Here is a 21,355-nt window from a genome sequence, read left to right on the forward strand (position 1 = left end):
CCGTGCAGAACGACAACGTGTTCGACGTCCTCGCCGCCCTCGACCGGTTACCCGACACGGCCGACACGATGCTGGTCGACGAGTACTTCGTGGACAAACCCACCGCGAGCGCGCGGATCTTCCGCATCTACCGCGAGCTGCCGCTGCACTACCACACCGAATGCGACGAGCACCTCTACGTGCTCAGCGGCCGCGGCACGTTCCACCTCGACGGCGAAGAGTTCGAGGCCCGTCCGGGTCTGCTGCTGCACTTCGAGAAGACCAAGGTCCACGGCTTCCCGCGGATCGACGAGCACCCGCTCGTCGTGCTGGCAGTCGACGTGCCGAGGCGGCGCCCCGACGACGTGGTCTTCGTGGACCCGTCACAAGGCGACGCCGGCACGTTCATGGCGCGCAACGCGCCGGAACCACCGCGCTAGGCGCGCGTCACGCCAGCAGCGGGCAGAGGGTCCGCTCGAGCTCGGCCCACGAGCCGACCGGCGCGGCGCCGGGGTCGACGTCGCGCGCCTGGATGTCGCCGGCGCGCTGCGCCAGGTCGAAGCGGTTCTCGCGCCACGCGTAGGCCAGCAGGTCGTCGTACTGCGTGCGGGGCAGCCAGCCCTGCTCACGCCCGACCTCGAGCCGCATAAGGTGGAACACGAGCTCCACGCTGTCCGGGTCCAGACCACGCAACCGGCGCGCGAACCCCTGCGCCGCGTCGAAGTTGCCCTCCTGGAAAGCCGTGTAGGCCAGGAAAAGCGCCGTCGCGGCCATCACGTCGGAACGGTGCAGACCACCTTCGGCCGCGAGGTGCTCGGCGATCCGGAAGCTGCGGCCTCCCTCGCCGAAACCCCCGTCGGACTCCACCGCCTCGGCCAGCGCACGCTGCTGGCGCGTGAGGTAGTCGTCCGCCACATCCACCCTGTTGGCATTCATCATCGAAACCCCTCCCCTCAGCCGAGCTTTCACCCGACTGCTCCTCTGCACAAGATGTTACGGCGGAGTGGCAGATACATCGAATGCCCCAACGCCTTCCTCCGTTAGAAGGTTGGGGAGTCACGAAGTGTGCTCAAGGGTCGGTGATTTGGCCCCTCCGGCCGACCGGATGGGGTAACTTCGGGCAAGATCAACGCGGGCGAGGGCACGATCCCGGACGAAACGTTCACTTCCGCGGATGTGGTCATTTCGCTGGCCAGTTGCAAGATCGGTCCTCTTCGGAGCGCACAGTTGGTTCGCAGGGGCAACGAAAATTCCCCGTCCGACCCGGAGTCCTCCGTGGACTCGCCCGGCTACCGTGCAGTAATGACGACCACGGTGTTCCGCGGCGGCCACGTTTTCACCGCCGATGCCGCGGGCACGAGCTGCTCGGCCGTCGCGGTCTCCGGCGGCCGGATCGTCGCCGTCGGCGGCGACCGCACGGTGGAACCCTTCCTGCGCGAAGCCGACGACGTCGTCGACCTCGCCGGCGGGCTCCTGCTGCCCGGGTTCGGCGACGCCCACGTGCACCCGGTGATGGGCGGGCTCGAACGGATCCGCTGCGACCTTTCGGGCACCGAAACCGCGGATGCCTACGTCCGCATCATCGGCGAATACGCCCGCGCCCACCCCGACCGGGAATGGCTCCTCGGCGGCGGCTGGGCCATGGAGGCGTTCCCCGGCGGCCGCCCGCACCGCGCCGCGCTCGACGCCGTCGTCGGGGATCGCCCGGTGCTGCTCCCCAACCGCGACCACCACTCCAGCTGGGTCAGCACCGCCGCCCTGGCCAGAGCCGGGATCGACCGAAACACCCCCGACCCCGCCGACGGCCGCATCGAGCGTGACGCCGACGGCGAACCCACCGGGCTCCTCCACGAAGGCGCCGCGGATCTCGTCGCCCGCGTCGCCCCGGCCGACACACAGGAAGACCTCGACGCCGCGCTCGCCGAAGCGCAGCGCTACCTGCACTCGCACGGCGTCACGAACTGGCAGGACGCGTGGGTGGCCGTGCCGGGCCACGGGTCGAACGTCCACGAGTCCTACCGGCGCGCCGACGCCGCCGGCACCCTGACCGCGAAGGTCACCGGTGCGTTGTGGTGGGACCGGTCGTGCCCGCCCGAAGGCGTCGCGGACCAGGTCGCGCGCCTCGCCGAGATCCGCGCGGCGACGGCCGCGCAGTGCCGCAATTACCGCACGCCGTCGGTGAAGGTGATGCAGGACGGCGTGGTCGAGACGTTCACCGCCGCCATGCTCGAGCCCTACCTCGATCGCCACGGCCACCCGACCGGCGACCGCGGCCTCGGTTTTCTCGACCCAGGCCTGCTCCGCGACGTCACCACCGCCCTCGACGCCGCCGGCTTCCAGGTGCACTTCCACGCCATCGGCGACCGGGCGGTCCGCGACGTCCTCGACGCGCTCGAAGCGGCCATCGCCGAGAACGGCACCTCCGAACGCCGCCACCACCTCGCCCACCTGCAGGTGGTGCACCCGGCCGACGTCCCGCGCTTCCACCGCCTCGGTGCCACCGCCAACCTGCAGGCACTGTGGGCCGCGCACGAACCGCAGATGGACGAGCTCACACTGCCCTTCCTCGGTTTTCCGCGCGCCGCCTGGCAATACCCGTTCGGCGACCTCCTGCGCACCGGCGCCGCGCTCGCCATGGGCAGCGACTGGCCGGTCAGCAGCCCCGACCCGCTGGCCGCGATCCACGTCGCCGTGAACCGCGCGCTGCCGGGCGCGACCGCTCCGCCGCTGGGCCCGGAACAAGCGTTACCACTCGCGACCGCCCTGCGCGCCTACACCGCGGGCAGCGCCGCGGTGAACCACCTCGGCGACGCCACCGGCTCACTCACCGTCGGAAAGGCCGCCGACCTGGTGGTTCTCGACCGTGACCCGTTCGACGGCCCGCGCCAGGAGATCGGCGCGACGCGGGTGGTGCGTACGTACGTGGACGGAGCCGAGGTCTACCGCGCCTAGAAGTGCGCAGCCGGGGCTGTCATTCTACCCAGGGTGAAGCACACCCCCCAAACGGGTGACGTTCACCGTGGCCGCGTCTGAGCTGCGGTGAAACGGGTTAGCCGAACGCGACCCGACTCCCGGCAGAGGAGAGCCCGATGTCGATCCGTGTGCTGATCAGCCACGAGAGCACCGCGATTCCGTGCGAGAAGTGCGGCTACCCCACGTTGCACGTCGCTCACCTCGTGACCCCCGAGGGCCAGTGCATCGGCCGCAAGCTCGTGTGCACGCTCTGCCGGGAGAGGGAGAGCCAGGAGGCGCCCGAAAAGCTTTCCGCCGGCTGAACTCAGGCCACTTCCCCGCGCCGGCTGTCCGCCGTGTGCAGCCCCAGCATGTCCAGCAGCAGCGCGCAGTCGTCGGCGCCGCGCGAGTTCGCCGCCACGGCGAGCGCCGCCTTCCGGCGCACTTCCTCCTGGTGCGCCAGGTTTTCCTCGGTCATCAGGTCCGCGGCCGGGTGCAGCCCGGCGCTGAAATCACGCATGCCTGTTCTCCCCGAAGTGCGAAATCCCTTCCGCTCCGGACCTACCCGGGTGCGCGCGGGGTGAAACGCGATCAGAGCCAGTCGCGGCGCTTGAACGACGCGTACAGCCCCACCGACAGCAGCACAATGGCCACTGTGGACACCCAGAACCCGGACGTGGCCTGGAATCCCGGGTACGGCACGTTCTGCCCGTAGAACCCGGTCACCGCCGTGGGCACCGCGATGATCGCGGCCCAGCTGGTGACCTTCTTCATGATCGTGTTCAGCCGGTTGCCCTGCAGGTTCAGCTGCGTCTCGCGCACCGTCGCCACCAGGTCGCGCAACGACTCCGTCCACTCCGACGCGCGCAGCACGTGGTCGTAGACGTCCTGGAAGTACGGCATCATCACGCTGTCGACCAGGTGCTGGTCGCGCCGCATCACGGTGTTCACGACCTCGCGCATCGGCAGCACCACGCGGCGCAGCGCCGTGAGGCTCTTGCGCAGCCGGAACGAACGCCGTTGCAGCTCACGCTGGTCGGGCCGCTCGTCGAAGACCAGGTCCTCCAGCGCCTCGATCTGGTCGTCGAGCGCCTGCACGCTGTCGAAGTGCCCGTCGACGATGTAGTCGAGCAGGCCGTGGAGCAGGAACGCGACGCCGGACTTCGCGAGGTCGGCCGAGGCGTCCCACCGCTGCGCCACGGCGTCGATGTCGAACCCGTCGTCCTTGCGCACGGTCACGAGCGCCTGCTTCGTGACGAACGCGGCGAGCTCCGATTTCGTGACCATGCCGGTGTCGGCGTCGAAGTGCGCCGAGTACGCGATGAGGAAGGAATGCGTGTCGTAGCGGTCGAACTTGGGCCGCTGGTGTTCTTCGGCCGCGTCCTCGACGGCCAGCGCGTGCAGGCCGAGCTCCTCCCGGATCGAGGCGAGGTCGTCTTCGGTCGGCTCGCAGAAGTCGAGCCAGACGGTGGTGGCCGGGTCCTGCAGGTAATCGGAAACCTGCTCGACCGGGAAGTTCTCTTCGACCAGCACGCCGTCGCGGTAGACCCGCGTGAGTGCCACGCCGCGCCACCTTCCGCCGGGGAACCTTTCGACGAAAAGTACCCGCAGCCGATCTCCGCCGAACCCACCGGCGTCCACCGAAGGTGTTGTGTGACTGGCATCACCACTGCGGCTGCGGCACTGTTCACGCTGTGCAGTCCGCCCGAGGTCCCCGCCACCCCGTCCGCACCGCGCTGGTGGGGCTCACGGTGCTCGCCCTCGGCATCGTCACCGCACTCAACGCCCGGAATCTGCCCGTGATCGGCGACGGCACCACGTACGCCGCCGAGTTCACCGAAGCCGCCGGGCTGCGCGACGGCAACGACGTGCGCATCGCCGGCGTCGAGGTCGGGCGCGTGTCCGCGGTGACCCTCGACGGTGCTCGCGTGCGGGTGTCGTTCAAGGTCAAGGACGCGTGGCTCGGCGACGGCACCACGGCCGCCATCAAGCTGAAAACGGTGCTGGGCCAGAAATACCTCGCGCTCGATCCGGCGGGCGCCGGCTCACTTGACCCGGAAGTGCCCATCCCGAGCTCGCGCACCACCGTGCCCTACGACGTGCTCGACGCGTACCGCGATCTCTCGGCCACCGTCGACCACATCGACACCACGCGGCTCGCGCACAGCTTCGACACGCTCGCCACGACGTTCGCCGGCACTCCCGCCGACGTCCGGACCGCGCTCGGTGGCCTCTCCCGCCTGTCGGACACCATCGCCTCCCGCGACGCGCAGCTGACCGCACTGCTGGCCAACACCCGCGCGGTGTCCTCGACGCTCGTCGACCGCGACGCGGAAGTGCAGCGCCTGCTCGCCGACGGCAACCTCCTGCTCGACGAGGTCGCGCGCCGCGAGTCCGCCATCTCTACCCTGCTCGACAGCTCGCGGCGCCTCGCCACCCAGCTGTCGGGCCTCGTCGCCGACAACGACCAGACCCTCGCCCCGACGCTCGTCGGCCTCGACCAGCTCACGTCCTTGTTGCAGCGCAACCAGGATTCCCTTGCCCGCGGCGTGAAAGCGCTTGCCCCGCTCCTGCGCCTGGGCACCAATCTCGCGGGCAACGGCCACTGGGTCGACGGCTACCTGTGCGGTCTGGTCCTCCCGTCGATCGGGCCGCTGAACGAGCAGGGCTGCTACCCGCGTTAGGGCGTGATCTTCCTGCTCGCGGAATCCGCCGCCTCCTGCGCGGGAGCCTCGTACCCCGGCACGTGCGTGATCCGCACCGTCACCTGGTTGTCGTTGTACGTATAGGCCTCGTACGTGAACTCGATACCCGTCTTCTCGACGTGTTCCATCCACGCGCGGTACTCGTGGCGCTTCCAGCCGGGGAAGTTGAAGAACTCGTCGAAGTGCACGATGCTGCCCGGGCGCAGGCGCGGGCCGACGTTGTCGAGCACGGTTTTCGCGGAGCTGTAGAGGTCGCCGTCCACGTGGAGGAAGTCGACGTGGCCCGGGTGCTTCTTCAGGAATCCCGGGAGGCTGTCGTTGAAGAGGCCGACGACGAGTTCCGCGCCGGGGACGTCGGGCAGGTCGTCGCGGGCGAAAGCGCCGGCGGGCATGCCGTTGAGCCAGGCCTCTGGCAAGCCTTCGAAGGAGTCGAAGCCGTAGACCTCGACCCCGCCGCGCGCGGCGGCGATGGTGCGCAGCGTGTTGCCCGACGCGACGCCGAACTCGAGTGCCATGCCACCGGTCGGGGCCAGCGACAACGCGAACCTCAGCGTCTCGGGCGGGCTGCCGAAGTGGCGGGCACCGACGAGGTTCTCGCGGGCGAACACGTTGCTCTCGAGCGCGGCGTCCTGATCACCGGCGTACACGATGTCGCGGCGGCTGCGGATCTCGAACTCCACCACCCGGTCGAGCAACCGGTCACCCTGGCGGACGATCTCCTCGCGGAGCTCGTCGCGGATCCGGTTCAGCTGATCGGTGTACGGGTCATGCAGACGGGTGGCCACCCGGTGCAGCACCAGGCCGGCTTTCCGCCGCAGAGCCCCGCCCAAAGTCCTTGCCGTGAAACGATCTTGGTGCGGCTGGGTCATTCCGGGACGATATACAACAACCGGGCACCATTTCGAGGCGGCCGGTTTACCGGCGGGTAACGGCAAGCGTCCACTGTGTACCGATCAGTGGCAGGGGTGGCTGCCCGTGGTCCGAACGTCACCCGCCGCACCCCTACGGGCAGCTTGCCGGAAACCCCCAGGGCCGATCATGGCATGGTGGCGACCATGACGAAGCGAATGTGGTGGGCCTGGCAGACGGTCCGCTCGGCGGCGATCGCGTATCGCACCGGGCGCAGACGGGCCCGCTACTGAGCACAACACCACCCGCCGGCGCGTCAGCGATCCGGTGAGTCCCCACCCTGCTCGGCCAGGAACCGCTCGAACTGCGAACCGAGCTCCTCGGCCGTCGGCATGTGCTCCTGCGACTCGGCCAGCAGGCTGTCGCGACCGGAGGCTTCGACGAACGTGTCGTACTGGCGCTCCAGCGCGCGCACGACGTCGGCGACCTCGTCGGACTCGGCGACCTGGCGGTCAATCTCCGCGGTGGCGACCTGCGCGGCGACGCGCAGCTCACCGTCGGGCAGGTGCAGGCCGGTGGCGCGCTCGAGGGACTCCAGCACCAACAGCGCCGCCGACGGGTAGGCCGACTGCGCGAGGTAGTGGGGCACGTGGGCGGCGAAGCCCATCGCGTCGTGACCCCATTCGCCCAGGCGGTACTCCAGCAGCGCCGACACGCTCCCGGGCACCTGCATGCGGTTCGGCAGCGGCTGGTGGTCGCCGCCGATGAGGCTCTCACGCGTGGCGTGGGCCGTGACGCCGAGCGGACGCGTGTGCGGGGCACCCATCGGGATGCCGTGGAAACCGACGGTCAGGCGCACACCCCAGCGCTCCACCAGGTGCTTCACGGCCGTGGCGAAGCGCTCCCACTCGTGGTCGGGCTCGGGGCCGGACAGCAGCAGGAAGGGCACGCCGTCGGTGTCGTGGAGGAGGCGAACGGCCAGCTCAGGGGCCTCGTAGTCCTCCCAGTGGTCCACCGCGTAGGTCATCGGCGGGCGCCGGGAGCGGTAGTCGATGAGGCGGTCGACGTCGAAGCGCGCGATCACGCGGTTCTCGACCTCGTTGGTCAGGTGGTCGGTGACGAGCCTGCCGGTGGAGCCCGCGTCCATGAAACCGTCGAAGAAGTGCAGGAGCACGGCTCCGTCCAGGTCGGGGACGTCCGAGTCCACCTCGTACAGTTCCTCGGGATCGAATCCCACCGGAATCCTCCTGCTGATCGCTGTCGTGCACAGGCTTAAGTGGTTGTAACGCGGCGCCACCGCGAATCCATCCCGCCCGCGGCCGAAATAGTAACGCCACGCACTCACCGGGGCCCCGGATCGGGGCACAGTGACACTTGTCGTGGCCACGATCACGACAGTTCAGGCACGCTGAGCAGGTGACCGCAGAAGAACCCGCCGCGTTGAGCCTCAGCCTTCGACCACCCGAGCACCGGGTGAGCCGCAAGGCCATCGGCCACTGGACGGCGTCGGCGGCGATCGGCTGGCTCGTCGTGATCGGGGTGCAGGCGGTGGTGGTGGCCACCAGCGACGACCCGCCGTCGTGGCTGTCGGTGACGCTCGTGCTCTGCTGCGTGCTCGGGCCGCTGCACCTGCTCGTGATGCCGCAGTGGCGCTACCGCGTGCACCGGTGGGAGGTCACGGCGGAGGCTGTGTACACGCAGTCGGGCTGGCTCAAGCAGGAGTGGCGGATCGCGCCGATCTCGCGGATCCAGACCGTGGACATCGAGCGCGGCCCGCTGGAGCAGATGTTCGGGCTGGCGCGGATCACGGTGACCACGGCGTCGGCCGCGGGTCCGCTGCGGATCTCCGGGCTCGACCACGACCGGGCCGTCGCGCTGGCCGACGAGCTGACGCGCACCACGCAGGCCGTGCGCGGGGACGCCACGTGAGCGCGGCGCTGCCGGCGACCACGCAGGCGTACGAGGGCACGGCGGAAGCCCCGTGGCACCGGCTCGACCTGCGGATGCTGCTGATCCGGCCGGTGCTCGACCTCGTGCGGTCGCTACCCGTGCTCGTCGGCGCGCTGCTGCTGGGCTCGGGCAACAGCTGGCAGTGGATCGGGCTCGCCTTCACCGCGCTGACGATCGCCACCGGTATCTCGCACTGCCTCACCTCGCGCTACCGCATCACGGACACGCAGGTGGAATGGCGCACGGGGCTGTTGCTGCGCAAACAGCGAGCCGTCCCGCGAGACCGGATCCGCACCGTCGACGTGGTGTCGGAGCCCAAACACCGGTTGTTCTCCCTGGCCGCGGTGCGGATCGGCACCGGACGGCACTCGCACGGGAAGGGGCCGGGCAAGGACGAGCTGGTGCTCGACGCCGTCACCCGCGAGGAAGCGCAACGGCTGCGGACCCTGCTGCTGCACCGGAAAGCCATGCCGGCCGACGTCGTGGCGCCGCCGGAGCAGCTGGTGGCGGCCGTGGACCGGAAGTGGCTGCGGTACGCGCCGTTCACGCTCTCCGGCATCGCGGTGGTGGGCGCGATGCTCGGCACCGTCTACCACTTCGCGCACGAGCTGAACCTCGACCCGGTGCGCTACGGGCCGCTGCGCGAGCTCGCCGACCGCGTGACGCAGGAACCCGTGTGGCTCACGGTGGCCGCGGCGGCGATCGGCCTGCTGCTGCTCGTGTCGGTGCTTTCGGTGGGCGGTTACGTGCTGTCGTTCTGGAACTTCCGCCTCACCCGCGAGCCGGGCGGCACGCTGCACATCCGGCGGGGCCTCATCACCACGCGGTCGGTGTCGATCGAGGAAGACCGGCTGCGCGGGGTCGAGCTGAAAGAACCGTTGCCACTGCGAATGGTCGGCGGTGCGAAGTGCGTGGCGGTGGCCGCGGGCCTGCGCGAAGGCAAGGGCGCGGACAAGGGCGGCGGGCTGCTGCTGCCGCCCGCGCCGCTCGGGCGCGCGCAGGAGGTGGCGGGTGAGGTGCTGGGCGAGGACGTCGCGGGCGCGGCGCTCGTGCGGCACCCGCGGCAGGCGTTGAACCGGCGGATCACGCGGGCGCTGACGAGCGTGCTGGTGCCGGCGGCGGCGCTGTTCCTCCTCGCGTGGGCCGGTGCGTTGCCGGACTGGCCGTGGCAGCTCGCGCTGGTGCTGGTGCCGTTCGCGGTGCTGGTGGGCTGGGACCGTTACCGCACGCTGGGCCACGCGCTGGCCGGCGGCTACCTCGTCACGCGCTCGGGTTCGCTGGCGCGCACGACGGTCGCGGTGCGGCGCGACGGGCTGACCGGGATCGTCGTGGCACGCTCGTGGTTCCAGCGGCGCGCCGGCCTCGTCACGGTGGTCGCGCCGATCGCGGCGGGGCGCGGCCGCTACCACGTGGTGGACGTCGGGGAAAGCGCCGGACTCGCGCTGGCCGACGCGACGGTGCCGGGATTGCTCACGCCGTTCCTGGTCTCCGGGAAACGGGCCGAATAACCGGCCGTGATCATTCCGGTGAATTCACTGCACGCGATTGTTCTCCGCATGTGGTAATTTATTCACTTGTCGTGCGCGCGAGTCTGGTCGCAGACCACGAAGAGGTTTCGAATGCCGCCTTCCGAAGAAATCGCTGCAAGCTCTGCAAGCCCCGAGCGGCCGCGCCGAACGGCAGGCACAAGCAGTTCGCGCAAGGTTCTCCAGGTGCTGCTCGCGTTCTCCGAGCACCGCTGGGAGGCGAGCGTCGCGGAGCTGGCCGAGGTGATCGGCAGCCCGGTGGCCACGACTTATCGCTACGTGCAGCTGCTGAAGGAACTGCAGCTGCTCGAAGAGGCGCGCTCGGGCCGCTACCACGTGACCAGCCAGGTGATGCCGCTCGCGCGCGCGGCGCGGCTGGCCAACGACGTCGCCCGGATCGCGCGCCCGACCATGGAGGAGGCGTCGCGCGAGCTCGGCGAGACGATCCTGCTGTTCCAGCATTTCGGCGACCTCGCCGTGTGCACCGATCGAGTCGAATGCGACCGTGCCATGCGGTTCACGTTCCAGCCAGGGCACTCGATCCCGCTCGGCGCCGGCGCGACCGGCAAGATGCTGCTCGCCCTGCTGCCCGACGGGGAACGCGAGCAGCGCGTCGCGGAGATCGCGCGCGAGCACGGGATCGAGGTGCGCGAGGAGCTGAAGCTCGCCTTGGCGAACCGCTACGCGCAAAGCTGGGGCGAGATCGAAGACGGCGTGTGGGCGTGTTCGGTGCCGGTGGAAACAGGGCGGACGCGGCCGAGTGTGCTCTCGCTCGTGGGGCCCGCCGCGCGCATCAGTGACGCCGCGCGGGCCGAGGCGATCAGCGCGTTGCAGGTGTATGCCGAGCGCATCAAGAAAGCAGTTTCGTCGTATTCGATGTAGCGGGTAGGAATGGGGGATGATCCGGCTCGCTCGTGCTTCCGACCTGCCGTTGCTGGGCGAACTCGAACGCGCGGCCGGGGAGCCGTTCCGCGGGCTGGGGATGGCGGCCGTCGCGGATGACGAACCGTTTTCCGTGGCGGAGCTGCTGCCTTACCAGGCCGGCGGGCGGTGCTGGGTGGTGGATGCGTCGGGTGTGGTGGCGGCGTACCTGGTGGCGGATGTCGTGGACGGCAACGGGCACGTCGAGCAGGTGTCGGTGCTGCCGTCTTTCGCGCGCCGGGGGCTGGGCCGGGAGCTGATCGAGACGGCTGGGGCGTGGGCCGGTTCGCTGGGCCTACCGGCGCTGACGTTGACGACCTTTCGTGACGTGCCGTGGAACGCTCCGTACTACGCGCGGTTGGGCTTCCGGGAGCTGCCTTCGGCCTCATGGGGACCTTCGCTGCGCGCCATCCGCGAGCACGAGGCGGCGCTCGGACTGGACCGCTGGCCGCGTCTCGCGATGATTCGCTGACCAGCGGTGTTACCCCTCCGGGGGACATGCGTCGCCCACGAGGGGGACCCGATTTGCGGGCGCCTTCGAACACGTGTTCTACTGGTCGAGCCGGCCCCGGAGGGGGAAGCTCCGCGGGCCGGCACTCTCGGTTTTCAGCGTTTGGAGGCAGCGTGGCAGTCAAGATCACCCACCTCACCAACGGCCAGCAGGTGCGCTTCGCCAACGCCGACGGCGCCCGCCGCTACGCCGAAATCATGGGCGGCGGCGTCGACAAGTGGGCGTTCACCGACGTGCCGGGCGAGTCCGAGCTGCCGAAAATGTCGGGGTCGGTCGTTAACGTCCCGGTATGGCGTATGACTTCCAGGTGACCGTGGACTCCGCGGAACCGCACACCCAGGCCGACTGGTGGGCCGAGACGCTCGGCTGGACCGTCGAACCCAGCGACGAGGCCTTCATCCGCGAGATGATCGCCAAGGGCTACGCGATGGATTCCGACACCACCATCCACCGGGGCGCCCTGGTCTGGCGCGAAGGCGCGGCGATCTCCCACCCGGAGACGTCGCGCCGCGTCCTGTTCCAGCTCGTGCCCGAAGGCAAGACCGTGAAGAACCGCCTCCACCTCGACGTCCGCGTCGGCGGCCCGGAGAACATGGAGGAGGAATTCGCCAAGCTCCAGGCCCGGGGCGCGACGTTCCTGCACCGAGGCTCGCAGGGCCCCAACCGCTGGATCACCCTGGCGGACCCGGAGGGCAACGAATTCTGCATCGGTTGACGGGTTGGGCTTCGTTTTCCGCGCTTCCGACCACCTCGGCCCCACCCACCTCACGACCGGGCTCGGCTGACGCGGGGGCAGCCGAGCCTTCGTGGTGACCACGGCCTTGCCACTCGGACCACCCTTGCCACGCCGGGCGGAACTTGCCACTGCACTCCGGTCGATGCCACCCCGCACGGCGCCTTGCCAACCCGCGCGAAACTTGCCACTCGGCGGCAACCCACGCCATCCCGTACGGCGCCTTGCCACTCCTGGCGAAACTTGCCGCTCCGTCCCTCCGCCCCACGCCACCCCCTACGGCGCTTTGCCGCGCCTGGCGAAACTTGCCACGCCACCCCGATCGATGCCGCCCGCACGGCGCCTTGCCAACCCGCGCGGAACTTGCCACTCCACGGCGGCCCATGCCATACCGTCAGGTGTCTCGCCAATCAGCGCGGCATCTCGCCACCTCACGGTGCACATCGCCACAGCAATGGCACATGCCAAGCGCGCTGCTCTTGCCACCGGCTCGGCACCATGCCGTCCGCACGACCTCTTGCCACTCGACGCGGCACCTTGCCAAACCGTGCGGAACCTCGCCGCCGCACGCCTAGTCTTGCCACGGCAGTGGCAGTGGCAGTGGCAAGCAGCACCTACGGCTCACCTCGCGCCCGCGCTACACCTGCGAGACGTTGCCGTCGGCCACCCGTCTTGCCATTCCTCGCGGCGCCTTGCCACCTAACCCAGCTCCTTGCCGCTCAGAGCGAGACATGCCGGCGGGCGCCGCGCTTTGCCATGGCAGGGGCAGTGGAGTGGCGGCGGCACTTGCCATACCCCGATGCATGGCGGCGTTCACGGCGTCTTGCCCATCAGCGCGGAAACTTGCCATTGGATGTCGCACGTTGCCGCGGCAATGGCGGGCATGCGGCACGAAACTTGCCACTCCTCTCAACCCTTGCCACACGTATGGAGCCTTGCCAACCCACACCGCCTTGCCGAGTGGAGGTGGGTCTTGCCACCGGGTGTGGCAAGTTGTGGATCGGCTGGCTGAGGATCTTGCGGTCAGGCGAGTCGATGTGGGGTGATGCGGGGTGTCCGTGAGCCGGCAGCAGGGGGCGGCCGGTCCAGGTTCTACGGCAGGAGGCAGCACACCCATGACGTCCCGGCGAGAGAACCAGCTGTTGGCCCGCGCCGCCGAGTACAGTGCCGCCGCGGTGCGCAACGTCAGGAAGGAGTTCCCCAACGACATTCGCAGCACGATGCGGTTCGCCGGGGACTTCCCGAATCGGCCGCGCGAGCTGTATCCCGCGTTCTACGGTTGTTTCGACTGGCATTCGTGCGTCGAGATGCACTGGTTGCTCGTCCGGCTGCTCCGCGCTACCCCGGGCGCAGCACCGACCGACGACATCCGGACCGTGCTCAACGAGCACCTCACCGCCGACGCCCTCCAAGGTGAGGCCGAGACGTTCCGCACCAACGGATCGAGAGCCCGCCCCTACGGCTGGGGCTGGGCGCTGATGCTCCACCACGAAATCGCCACCTGGGACGACCCCGACGCCCGGACCTGGGCGGCGAACCTCGCACCCCTGTCGGCGGCCGTCACCGACGCCTTCCTCGGCTGGCTCCCCAAACAGACGTACCCCGTCCCCACCGGCGCGCACAACAACAGCGCCTTCGGGCTCTCCCGGGCGCTGCCGTATGCCAGGAGCCACGACGACCCCGCCCTCCTCACCGCCATCCAAGACGCCGCCACCCGCTGGTTCGGCACCGACGCCGACTACCCCGCCGCCTGGGAACCCTCCGGCGCCGATTTCCTGTCGGCCGCCCTCACCGAGGCGGAGCTGCAGGCGAGCCTCCTGCCGGCCGACGAGTTCACCGCCTGGTTCGACCGGTTCCTCCCCGAGCTCCCCGACGCGCTCCTCACCCCGGCCACGGTGTCCGACGACAGCGACGGCCAGCTCGCCCACCTCCGCGGCCTCAACCTCAGCCGCGCCTGGTGCTGGCTGCGCGTAGCCGACCGCCTCCCCGCCGCCGACCCGCGCAAACCCCTGCTGACCCGAGCCGCCGAAGCCCACGCGGACCCGGAGCTCGACCACGTCAGCGGCAGCGACTACGTGGTCGAACACTGGCTCGCCTGCTGCGCCGTCCTGTACCTGACCGCGGGCACTCGTGACCAGGCGACAAACGCCCCGCTACGCACGGAAACCTAGCCCCGCAGCCGGGAAAGCGCCGCCGGAATCGCCGCCGCCAGCAGGTCCAGCTCCTCGTCCCCCGCCACCAGCGGCGGCGACATGGCGATCCCCTTCCCCAACGGCCGCACCAGAACACCCTCGTCGCGCACCAGCCGCTGCAGCTTCCCCGGCGCCCCGGGGTCCGCCGCCAGCACCTCCGCCGACAGCTCCACCGCGGCCAGGAACCCGAGCCCAGCCCGAACCTCGCCCACCAGCGGATGCGAAGCCGCCTCAGCCAACGCGTCCGCCAGCGGCTTCTCCAGGTCTCGCCCGCGCGGGATCAACCCGTCCTTCTCGTAAATGTCCAAGGTCGCCAACGCGGCGGCACAACCACCGGATGCCCGGCGTAAGTGGCGCCATGCCGCAAAACCGGCGCCCCGGCGGAACCAGTGAAGAACGGCGCTGCCACCTCCGGCGAAACCAGCAACGCGGCCAACGGGATCGTCCCCCCGGTGAGGCCCTTGGCCGTCGTCACCATGTCCGGCCGAACCGCCCACCGGTCGATCCCGAACCACGTCCCCAACCGCCCGAACGCGGCGATCACGCAGTCCGCCACGAAAAGCACGCCGTACCGGTGGCAAACCTCCACCGCGGCCTCGAGATACCCCTCCGGCGGCAACAACACCCCGCCCGCACCGATCACCGGCTCACAGAAGAACGCGGCGACCCGATCCGCCCCCACCCGCAGGATCTCGGCCTCCAAAGCCGCAACGCTGTCGTACGCCACATGCGAAAACCCCGAAGGCATCGGCCCGAACCCCTCGGCGTTGACGGGAATCCCGCCCACGGCCGTGCCGAACCCGTGCGTCCCGTGGTACCCCTGCGTCCGCCCGATGATGTGGGTCTTCTCCGGCCGTCCAGTGTGGACGAAGTGCGCCCGCGCGATCTTCACGGCCGTGTCGACGACATCACCGCCGCCGGAGCCGAGGAACACCTTCGATCCCGGCACCGGAGCGAGCGAAGAAAGCCGCGACGCCAGCTCCAGCGCCGGCTCGTTCGCGTAGTACCCGAACAGGTTGTACGAATCCAGCTTCTCCAGCTGCGCCGTCACGGCCTGGGTGATCTCGGGCCGTCCGTGGCCGAAGTTCGCGTACCAGAGCGAAGCCGTGGCGTCGAAGTAGCGGCGGCCGGCGTCGTCCCACACGTACGAGCCCGAGCCGCGCGTGATCACGAAGCGGTCGCCGTCGACGGCGCCCATGTCCGCGAACGGGTGCCACAGCGGGTTCTCCATGTACTCCTCCTTGTGTCACAACGAAAGGAACTCGGCGATCTCCGACTCCGAGTACCCGATTTCCGCGAGCACCTCCGCCGTGTGCTGGCCCAGCACCGGCGGCGCCGACGTCGGCCGCGGCTGCGTGTCCGAGGCCTTCACCGGGAAACCCGTGCCGAGGTAGGTGCCGATGGTCGGGTGCGGCAGCCGCACGACCTGGTCGCGCGCGGCGGTCCACGGGTCGGCGTACACGTCGTCGATGTCGTTGATCGGCGCGGCCGGGATGCTCGCCTCGTCCAACGCCTTCGTCCACTCGTCGACCGTGCGTGTGACCAGCACTTCCTCCAGCAACGCGTTGAGCTCGTCGCGGTGGGCCGACCGCGCGGCGTTGGTCGAGAACCGCGGGTCCTCCGCGATGTCCAGGCCGAGCACGCCGCAGAAGTTGCGCCACAGCTTCTCGCTGCCGACCGCGATGATCAGCCAGCCGTCGGACACGTGGTACGCCTGGTACGGAACGATGCTCGGGTGCGCCGAGCCCATCCGGCGCGGGCGCGGGGTGTCATAGAAGTGTGCGCCCGCGGCGTAGATGTGCCAGGCGAGCTGCGCGTCGAGCAGGGAGACGTCGAGGTACTGCCCGCGCCCGGTTGTGTGCCGGGCCTGCAGAGCCATCAGCACGCCGATGATCGCCCACGTGCCCGCGTTGAGGTCGGCCACGGGCAGGCCCACCTTGGCGGGCGCGCCGTCGGGCTCGCCGGTCAGCCCCATCACGCCGCCGAGCGCCTGCGCGACGAGGTCGTAGCCCGGCCGGTCGCGGTACGGCCCGGTCTGGCCGAAACCCGTGATCGACACGTGGATCAGCCGCGGGTTCAGCTCGGACAGCGAGGCGTACGACAGGCCCCACCGCTCCAGCGTGCCGGGGCGGAAGTTCTCGACGAGCACGTCCGCGTCGGCCACGAGCCGGCGCACGGCTTCGCGGCCGCGTTCGGACTTGAGGTCGAGCACGATGCCGCGCTTGTTGCGGTTGGCCGCGAGGAAGTACACGGCCTCGTCGCCGACGAACGGCGGACCCCACAGGCGCGTGTCGTCGCCGTGGCCGGGCGGCTCGACCTTGACGACGTCGGCACCCATCTCGCCGAGGTACTGCGTGCAGTACGGCCCCGCCAGGATCCGGGAGAGGTCGACGACCTTGAGACCGTCGAGCGGGCGGACCTCGGGCATGGGCGGCTCCTCGGGCGTCGTCGCGGACCTACGCCTCCTTTCTACCTCCCGGACAACGGATTACCTACCAACGGCCCATTGACGTGAACCGTTCACTCCTGTTGATTTTTGGGTGAGTATGTGCCGCTTTGATGAGTTGGGTTGCGCACTCTGGGAGGTTATTTATGCGTCGTCTTGTGGGCCTGCTGGCGGTTGCGTGCCTGACAACCGGCCTGGCCACCGCCCTCACCACCGCGAGCGCGGAAGCGGCCCCCGCCGCCCCGAACGCCGTCCAGCAGCAAACCGGCGCGCTGCCGCCGATGGGCTGGAACAGCTGGAACAAGTTCGGCTGCAACATCAACGAAGAGCTCATCCGCGAGACCGCCGACGCGATCGTCAGCAGCGGCCTGCGCGACGCCGGCTACCAGTACGTGAACATCGACGACTGCTGGGCCGAGCAGAACCGCAACGCCGAGGGCAAGTTCGAGCCCAACCACGAACGCTTCCCGAGCGGCATCAAGGCGCTCGCCGACTACGTGCACGCCAAGGGCCTCAAGCTCGGCATCTACACCAGCGCCGGCACGCAGACCTGCGCGAAGACCATGCCGGGTGCGCTCGACCACGAGGACGTCGACGCGCAGACCTTCGCCGACTGGGGCGTCGACTACCTCAAGTACGACTTCTGAAACCGTGACGCACCGACCTGGGGCCCGTCGGCGCGAGCGGCGTTTGACCTGCGGTTTTGGGCTGGTCGCGTCCGGTTGGGTCCGACTCGGTCCGGTCGTTCCACGGCCTGGTGACGGCCTGGCGGCCTGGCCCTGCTCGGTCCAGCGCGCAACCTGGTACAGGCTGAATAGGGCGGTCTGGTTGGGGCTGAGCTGACGGCTCGGCATCGTCGTATCTCCTCGCGCTGCGCCTTGGACTGACTTCACGTGGTGGGCTCTCCGCCCCCGTCTTCCTCGCCCCTGCCGCCATTAGCACCGGAGTGCCGGTGTCAAGAGTGAGCGCAGCTCATCGCGAAGCGACGCCGTCAGGCGCTCTTGATGCCGGTGCTCCGGTGTTAAACGATCCCGCGCGAGGGAACGGGCTCACTGCGTCGGCTGCACGGCCTGACGAACTCCGATGGAGGCTGGCTGGGGCTGCCGTTCAGTCTCCGGGGAAGGTGCGGCGGCGCGCGCGAGTTGTCGACCCGTCGGCGGGCGCGCCCGGCGGCCGGCCGGAGCGGAGCGGGAGGCCGGTCCGCCATGGGCGGCGCGCGCCGGACGCGAGGTGACCCTATGCGCGCCGCCGCAGGCGGCGCCTTGATCCCATAGAGCCAAATTCGGCAGTAGGCTGACAGAGCTGAACAGATCGAAGGAGGACACATCTTGTCGCGCAGCTACTACACAGTGGTGACGATGACTGACAGCGCCGAGGACGCCGCACGATTGGCCCGTGGCATCGTGGAGGCACGTCTTGGCGCGTGCGCTCAAGTTTCAGGGCCGATTCGGAGTTTCTACCGCTGGGAAGGCAGTATCCACGACGAGCAAGAGTGGCAGTGTCTAGTGAAAACTGATGCTGACCGACTCGACTTGCTTTTCGCACATATCAAAGAAAATCACCACTACGATGTTCCTGATATCGTGGCGCAGCCAATCGAAGCCGGAAGTGAAGAATACTTGGCCTGGCTGACGACTGAGACTCGACCGGCTTAATCGCTACCGACGCAAGCCCGACCGAATACTCTCGCGGATATAGTTTCCGGGGCTGCCAACGTCTGCCGATGCAAGCTCGGAAGAGAGCGTAAGCAGGCGTTGGCGTGACAAGCTGCTCTCGGTACGGATGGTGGAATCTATCGCACCGTCCACCAGCGAGCGCGCTCGCTCGTAGTCGTTCGCCCGCACGCAAAGCGTCGTCAAGTCTGCAAGCGCTAGAGCACGCTGCTTTCGGACAGTCGGCGGCAGAGACGCCAGCAAGGAATCAGCGATGGCGGGTGCGTCTTTATGCCGAAGCCCCATATACGTTGAGACGGTCAGGCTACCGAGCCTGTTTGCCGTAAAGAACGTGGTCCAATGACGCTCCGTGCGCGGATGCGCGAAATCGAAGGCCGTGAAAGCTCGTTCGAGTGCGCGCATAGCCTCCGTCTCATTGCCCAACCGGCTCAACTCCTCAGCCTCGCGGGCCGCAACCCAAGAACGGGTAGCAGGCGCCGTATTTCCGGGCACGTAGCTTTCAGCCTGCTGCAATAGACGAATGGCCGGAATCGTGTCGTTCCGAGAAGAAGCTAGGTAACTCCAATAGGAGAGTGCACACGCAGCCAAAGGGCCATCACCTGAGTCCTTGGCGATCTTCAGCGTCTTTCGCCAAGATTGCACGGCTTCACTCGAATTACCAAGGTCGAAATGTAGCCATCCAACGAGCGCCTCAGTCTCGCCGAAAGTGCGAACGAGTTCATTCCGCGCAGCATCCGTCCGAGCATTGGCGAGCAACGCAGATATAACCGCGCGATGGCGCAACAAGCCTTCAAGTAGCTGACGAGCTGGAGCGGTGTGCTCGTTGTCATGGAAGTCCGCCGTCCGGTCTTGCATAAGCTGAACAGTAGCCATATCGACGGGTCGATCTTTTTCGACTGAATCCATTAAGCGCTGCCACGGTGCATTCGCCAGTAATCCAGCGCTTGCGGCCGAAACAGCCAAAGCTCCAGCACTCTTCAGCAAATCGCGACGCGGCACATCACTTAACTCTTGGGCGGCACCCTCGGCAGGACCAACGGAAGCCGTCAAGCGAGCAGGACCTTCCTGCGGGCCGCTGAACCACAAGAGGTCGGCTGGTACGCGTAGAGCCTCGGCCCATTTCTGCAGCTTGACCAGGTCATGAATAGCAGCGGGCGACCGTTCGAGCTTGCTGAGCTGCCCTTGAGTGATACCGAGCCACGCGGCTAGGTCTGCCTGCTTGACCTTCGGACTCTGAGCGGATCGATACGCGCGCAGGAAGCGTCCGAAGTGCTGGCTCAGCAGAGGAGAACGGATGTCCGATTGCTCCCAGAAGTCAGCCGGAAGGTCCGGCGCAACTGCTGTGACATCGTCGCTCATTTGGTCACCCCCTGAAGACGCCGTATGCATGCAGTGTAGCACGGCGATACGCCTCTGACCTGGCCGTATGCATCGCAGGAATATTCGGTGCGCAACGCCGCATTCATATGCCCGTCCTCGGTTTCAAAACAGGCCGCTTTGGCCGATTGTAGTAGATGTTCGACAAGGCGAGCACGTAGGGAGGCCGGGAAGTGAAAGGGCTGTTACATGGCGAAGCGCGGGCGGCGCACCGGATCTCGTGCGACTAAGGGCGGTAGCAACGAGGGAGCAGAAAGGTACATGTGGGCCTTTCGAGACGGGACCAATGTAATCCTTTCTATTCCCGGAATACGAGACTTAACTTTATCAGCAGATGAAGCGCAAACAATTGGTCGAATGTTGATAGATACAGCCGATGATGTAGATAGTGAAAATCAGTCAAGCAAGAGTCAATAACAGAAGGGTTCAAATATAATGGCTATTGAGCGTGGTTACCGTTTTTCGATTCCGTTCGCTGAGGCGTTCCCTCAGGGTCTGGTGATGGTGGGTGAGGTTTCTGCGGACACGGAGTATCAGTCTCGGGAGGATCGGGCTGCGGGGCGGCCTACCCGCCAGCGCGTGGACGAGGCTACGGGTAAGCGGCAGTGGAAGTGCATGGTGACGGATCCCGGCGAGGACAAGGCGAAGCGTGCTTCGTTCGAGATCACATTCCTGGCGGATGTGCAGCCGGTACCGACGACGAGTGAGGTACTTCCGGGCATGCGGCCGATCGAGCTGGAAGGGTTGACGGCAGAGCCGCGCGTGGCCGGGAACGGCGAGTTCAAGTATCAGTCGTACCTGTTCCGCGCTACCGGGTTCCAGGCTGTTGGTTCGGGCTCGGGCTCGGCTAGCGCGGGCAAGTCGTCGCGTGGTTCGGCTTCGTCGTCGGCTTCGGAAGACACGAAAGCGGCGTGACGATGACGCACGCGCAGCAGGGGCCGTCGGCGGCGTGGCTGGCTGACGCGTGGACGGCCGCGTATCAGGACTACTCGAAGCTGTACGCGCTGGAGCATCGGGCGAGTACGCCGGATGTGCGGGTGCAGCTGGGTTATGCGGCCGAGCGTGTTTCGCAGGCGTGGCGGGCGTTGGTGGGTGCGCAGGTGCTGCCGTGGTGGATTACGGCGGCGGTCGAGCTGGCTGCGCTGGAGTTCGAGGATCAGGCGCGGGAGCTGTTCGACGATGTGCGGCCGGTGACGGCGACGGCCGTGCGTGTGCCGTCACCGGTGAGGCGGAGTTTGCCCAGCTCTGCCAGTGAAGGGGCGTGATTGTGGTGGGACGTAAGCAGGAGAAGCCGGGTGAGCCGCGAACCTTGGCTGAGGTGCACGAGTGGGTGCATGCGCGGTTCCCTCCCGACGACGCGTTGTTGACAGAGAAGATTCGGTTCCGGCGGGAGAACAAGCGGATGTATGAGCGGGTCGCGGATATTGACCGTGGCCACTTTCACGAGTTGATGGCGTTCGCCTCGTTTGAAGAGCGGCGTATCGGCGAGCTGGAGGAGATGGCGGCGGAGGTGATGCGGAGTGTCGGGGCTAAATAGGGTG

Annotated in this window: 22 protein-coding genes and 2 pseudogenes; 16 read left to right on the top strand and 8 right to left on the bottom strand. The window is 68.3% G+C overall.

The annotated features are described in order from the left end of the window. Positions 1-2: 2 nt before the first annotated feature. On the top strand, positions 3-419 hold the full coding sequence (locus tag ACQPXB_RS41165; RefSeq protein ID WP_432847228.1) for a cupin domain-containing protein: 417 nt from the start codon (positions 3-5) through the stop codon (positions 417-419). A 7-nt stretch (positions 420-426) separates the two neighbouring features. Here the strand turns inward: ACQPXB_RS41165 and ACQPXB_RS41170 are convergent, their stop codons facing one another. Beyond that, positions 427-915 (bottom strand): hypothetical protein, encoded by a 489-nt coding sequence (locus ACQPXB_RS41170; protein WP_366579495.1) that lies wholly within the window; start codon positions 913-915, stop codon positions 427-429. Between the two features lie 366 nt (positions 916-1,281). Here ACQPXB_RS41170 and ACQPXB_RS41175 point away from each other — a divergent pair, with 366 nt between their 5' ends. Both ACQPXB_RS41175 and ACQPXB_RS41180 read left to right on the top strand, forming a co-directional pair. Then, entirely contained in the window at positions 1,282-2,931 is a 1,650-nt protein-coding gene (locus ACQPXB_RS41175; protein WP_432847230.1) for an amidohydrolase, read from the top strand. 137 nt (positions 2,932-3,068) lie between these two features. Then, positions 3,069-3,254, top strand: coding sequence for a hypothetical protein (locus ACQPXB_RS41180; RefSeq protein ID WP_386954991.1), 186 nt, complete (start codon positions 3,069-3,071; stop codon positions 3,252-3,254). 2 nt (positions 3,255-3,256) lie between these two features. On the opposite strand, the gene ACQPXB_RS41185 is transcribed toward ACQPXB_RS41180, so the two are convergent. Continuing rightward, positions 3,257-3,451: a hypothetical protein gene (locus tag ACQPXB_RS41185; protein ID WP_386954989.1), complete on the bottom strand. Its 195-nt coding sequence runs from the start codon at positions 3,449-3,451 to the stop codon at positions 3,257-3,259. A 71-nt stretch (positions 3,452-3,522) separates the two neighbouring features. Continuing rightward, a complete protein-coding gene (locus ACQPXB_RS41190; RefSeq protein WP_386954987.1) occupies positions 3,523-4,494 on the bottom strand; it encodes a magnesium transporter CorA family protein in 972 nt (323 codons plus the stop codon). A gap of 131 nt (positions 4,495-4,625) precedes the next feature. On the opposite strand from ACQPXB_RS41190, the gene ACQPXB_RS41195 reads away from it, so the two are divergent. Next, the gene (locus ACQPXB_RS41195) at positions 4,626-5,615 is read left to right on the top strand and encodes an MCE family protein (RefSeq protein WP_432847231.1); all 990 of its coding nucleotides are present in this window, start codon (positions 4,626-4,628) and stop codon (positions 5,613-5,615) included. On the opposite strand, the gene ACQPXB_RS41200 is transcribed toward ACQPXB_RS41195, so the two are convergent. Together ACQPXB_RS41200 and ACQPXB_RS41205 are read right to left on the bottom strand one after the other, a co-directional pair. Then, a complete protein-coding gene (locus tag ACQPXB_RS41200; RefSeq protein ID WP_386954981.1) occupies positions 5,612-6,505 on the bottom strand; it encodes a class I SAM-dependent methyltransferase in 894 nt (297 codons plus the stop codon). The genes ACQPXB_RS41195 and ACQPXB_RS41200 overlap by 4 nt on opposite strands. A 296-nt stretch (positions 6,506-6,801) precedes the next feature. Continuing rightward, positions 6,802-7,722, bottom strand: a complete 921-nt coding sequence (locus ACQPXB_RS41205; protein WP_366579505.1) for a proteasome assembly chaperone family protein — start codon at positions 7,720-7,722, stop codon at positions 6,802-6,804. A gap of 179 nt (positions 7,723-7,901) precedes the next feature. Between ACQPXB_RS41205 and ACQPXB_RS41210 the strand changes: the two genes are divergently transcribed. The 7 genes from ACQPXB_RS41210 to ACQPXB_RS41240 all read left to right on the top strand — a co-directional run bounded on the left by ACQPXB_RS41210 (position 7,902) and on the right by ACQPXB_RS41240 (position 14,297). Then, positions 7,902-8,414: a PH domain-containing protein gene (locus ACQPXB_RS41210; RefSeq protein ID WP_432847232.1), complete on the top strand. Its 513-nt coding sequence runs from the start codon at positions 7,902-7,904 to the stop codon at positions 8,412-8,414. Between the two features lie 74 nt (positions 8,415-8,488). Beyond that, positions 8,489-9,943 (top strand): PH domain-containing protein, encoded by a 1,455-nt coding sequence (locus ACQPXB_RS41215; protein WP_432856992.1) that lies wholly within the window; start codon positions 8,489-8,491, stop codon positions 9,941-9,943. A gap of 204 nt (positions 9,944-10,147) precedes the next feature. Beyond that, positions 10,148-10,843, top strand: a complete 696-nt coding sequence (locus ACQPXB_RS41220; RefSeq protein WP_386954975.1) for an IclR family transcriptional regulator — start codon at positions 10,148-10,150, stop codon at positions 10,841-10,843. A 16-nt stretch (positions 10,844-10,859) separates the two neighbouring features. Continuing rightward, complete coding sequence (locus ACQPXB_RS41225) at positions 10,860-11,354, top strand: GNAT family N-acetyltransferase (protein WP_432847234.1); 495 nt, start codon at positions 10,860-10,862, stop codon at positions 11,352-11,354. A 152-nt stretch (positions 11,355-11,506) separates the two neighbouring features. Further along, positions 11,507-11,704 (top strand): hypothetical protein, encoded by a 198-nt coding sequence (locus ACQPXB_RS41230; RefSeq protein ID WP_220243923.1) that lies wholly within the window; start codon positions 11,507-11,509, stop codon positions 11,702-11,704. Then, the gene (locus ACQPXB_RS41235) at positions 11,683-12,108 is read left to right on the top strand and encodes a VOC family protein (protein ID WP_432847236.1); all 426 of its coding nucleotides are present in this window, start codon (positions 11,683-11,685) and stop codon (positions 12,106-12,108) included. The genes ACQPXB_RS41230 and ACQPXB_RS41235 overlap by 22 nt, the downstream gene beginning before the upstream one ends. Before the next feature lie 1,133 nt (positions 12,109-13,241). Next, positions 13,242-14,297 (top strand): DUF2891 domain-containing protein, encoded by a 1,056-nt coding sequence (locus tag ACQPXB_RS41240; RefSeq protein ID WP_432847238.1) that lies wholly within the window; start codon positions 13,242-13,244, stop codon positions 14,295-14,297. Here ACQPXB_RS41240 and ACQPXB_RS41245 read toward each other — a convergent pair. Together ACQPXB_RS41245 and ACQPXB_RS41250 are read right to left on the bottom strand one after the other, a co-directional pair. Further along, a pseudogene (locus ACQPXB_RS41245) lies at positions 14,294-15,549 on the bottom strand (aspartate aminotransferase family protein). The gene ACQPXB_RS41240 and the pseudogene ACQPXB_RS41245 overlap by 4 nt on opposite strands. Before the next feature lie 15 nt (positions 15,550-15,564). Beyond that, positions 15,565-16,746: a CaiB/BaiF CoA transferase family protein gene (locus ACQPXB_RS41250; protein ID WP_386954962.1), complete on the bottom strand. Its 1,182-nt coding sequence runs from the start codon at positions 16,744-16,746 to the stop codon at positions 15,565-15,567. Positions 16,747-16,910: 164 nt separating this feature from the next. On the opposite strand from ACQPXB_RS41250, the pseudogene ACQPXB_RS41255 reads away from it, so the two are divergent. Beyond that, a pseudogene (locus tag ACQPXB_RS41255) lies at positions 16,911-17,405 on the top strand (glycoside hydrolase family 27 protein); the annotation flags it as partial. Between the two features lie 687 nt (positions 17,406-18,092). Further along, positions 18,093-18,419 (top strand): divalent-cation tolerance protein CutA, encoded by a 327-nt coding sequence (gene cutA, locus ACQPXB_RS41260; RefSeq protein ID WP_432847240.1) that lies wholly within the window; start codon positions 18,093-18,095, stop codon positions 18,417-18,419. A 3-nt stretch (positions 18,420-18,422) separates the two neighbouring features. On the opposite strand, the gene ACQPXB_RS41265 is transcribed toward cutA, so the two are convergent. Continuing rightward, positions 18,423-19,796, bottom strand: a complete 1,374-nt coding sequence (locus ACQPXB_RS41265) for a helix-turn-helix domain-containing protein (protein WP_432847242.1) — start codon at positions 19,794-19,796, stop codon at positions 18,423-18,425. Between the two features lie 453 nt (positions 19,797-20,249). Between ACQPXB_RS41265 and ACQPXB_RS41270 the strand changes: the two genes are divergently transcribed. From ACQPXB_RS41270 to ACQPXB_RS41280, 3 genes are read left to right on the top strand one after another with little or no spacing between them, the layout of a single operon-like run. Further along, on the top strand, positions 20,250-20,729 hold the full coding sequence (locus tag ACQPXB_RS41270; RefSeq protein ID WP_432847244.1) for a hypothetical protein: 480 nt from the start codon (positions 20,250-20,252) through the stop codon (positions 20,727-20,729). Beyond that, entirely contained in the window at positions 20,726-21,079 is a 354-nt protein-coding gene (locus tag ACQPXB_RS41275; RefSeq protein WP_432847246.1) for a hypothetical protein, read from the top strand. The genes ACQPXB_RS41270 and ACQPXB_RS41275 overlap by 4 nt, the downstream gene beginning before the upstream one ends. Next, complete coding sequence (locus ACQPXB_RS41280) at positions 21,076-21,351, top strand: AMED_5909 family protein (protein WP_432847248.1); 276 nt, start codon at positions 21,076-21,078, stop codon at positions 21,349-21,351. Before ACQPXB_RS41275 ends, ACQPXB_RS41280 begins: the two co-directional genes overlap by 4 nt. The last annotated feature ends 4 nt before the right edge of the window (positions 21,352-21,355 follow it).

Source organism: Amycolatopsis sp. CA-161197, assembly GCF_050942255.1.
Taxonomy (GTDB): domain Bacteria; phylum Actinomycetota; class Actinomycetes; order Mycobacteriales; family Pseudonocardiaceae; genus Amycolatopsis.